Source organism: uncultured Nostoc sp., assembly GCF_964247315.1.
Classification (GTDB): domain Bacteria; phylum Cyanobacteriota; class Cyanobacteriia; order Cyanobacteriales; family Nostocaceae; genus Nostoc.
The window spans coordinates 1-1,585 of record NZ_CAXTTT010000081.1 but is presented as its reverse complement, the minus strand read 5'-3'; the positions used below and the strand labels follow the sequence as shown (position 1 = coordinate 1,585).

The window sequence follows — 1,585 nt, the reverse complement described above, 5'->3', positions numbered from 1 at the left end:
CTCAGAAGGTCAACGTTCATCCTCAGAAGGTCAACGTTCATCCTCAGAAGGTCAAAGTTCGACCTCAGAAGGTCAAAGTTCGACCTCAGAAGGTCAAAGTTCGACCTCAGAAGGTCAAAGTTCACCCTCAGAACTCGGAACTCCGCAATATTTAATATCCAGACTTAAAGAAAACGAACAGCGCAATCTCCGCACAGTGCTAATTTTCGATCAATTTGAGGAATTTTTCTTTGTTTACACTGAACCTGCACAAAGAAAGCAATTCTTTGAGTTTCTGGGAGAGTGTCTGAATGTTCTATCGGTAAAAGTTATCTTATCGCTGCGGGTGGATTACATCCATTACTTGCTGGAGTGCAATGATTTGTCCAGCCTGAAGATTATTGGCAATGACATTCTCAGTAATAATGTGCTTTACAAGTTAGGGAATTTCTCACCTGCTGATACGAAGTCAATTATTCAGCGTTTAACTGAAAATACTAGTTTTCACTTAGAGGATGTTTTAGTTGAACAACTGGTGCAAGATTTAGCCGGAGAATTGGGTGAAGTTCGTCCCATTGAGTTGCAGGTTGTGGGGGCGCAACTGCAAACGGAGAATATTACAACTCTGGCAGAATATCGGCAGCGTGGCACTAAGGATGAATTGGTTAAGCGTTATTTGCATGAAGTTGTTAATGATTGCGGTGAAGAAAATCAGCAAGCAGCAGACATATTACTGTATTTGCTGACGGATGAAAAAGGAACTCGCCCTCTAAAGACTCGCGCTGAGTTGGAACGCGATTTGTTCGCATATTTCTCGGAGATCCCCCCAACCCCCCTTAAAAAGGCGGGCTTTATTCTTTCTACCCCCTTTTTAAGGGGGTCGCCGCAGGCGGGGGGATCAGAAACTAGGGAGGATAAAGCTTTTGACATCAGCAAATTAGATTTAATTGTAGAGATTTTTGTCCAATCCGGCTTAGTGGTTTTGCTACCAGAAAACCCGGCTGACCGTTATCAACTGGTACACGACTACATCGCCGCCTTTATCCGCCAGCAACAAGAACCGAAGTTAAAGCAGGTAATGGTGCAACTGGAAAAGGAAAGAGAACAAAGAAAACTGAGTGAGGCGAAACTGAATAACTTTCTCAAACGCGCCCTTTTTGGTTCTGTCGCCGCAGGTTTAGGATTTGCTGTTTTAGCAGCAGCAACATTCCAGTGGGCAGTAGAGGCAAATGTTAATCAAATTAACGCCATCAATAATTCTTCTGAAGCCTTTGCTGTCTCTGAACAATACCCAGATGCTTTAATAACAGCCTTAAGGGCAAGTAACAAACTCAAGCATACACTTTGGGCACAGCACAGAAGCGATATCTCAATGCTAACTGTGGCAACTTTACAGCAAGCCGTTTATTTAAAGCCAAATGAAAGGAAAGAAAATCGTGCCATAGAGGTAAATACCTTAGAAGGGCATAGCAGTTCGGTCAGGGGCGTAGTCTTCAGCCCCGATGGCAAGACACTGGCTTCTGCAAGTGCTGACAACACAATCAAACTCTGGGATGTCAGCACAGGCAAAGCGCTCAAAACCCTGACTGGGCATAGCAGTTCAGTC

General features: G+C 44.1%; 1 protein-coding gene. It reads left to right on the top strand.

The window, feature by feature from the left end; all coding sequences use genetic code 11:
• A partial coding sequence (locus ACFE93_RS22435) for a WD40 repeat domain-containing protein (protein WP_375476373.1) occupies nt 1-1,585 on the top strand: 1,585 nt, incomplete at both ends.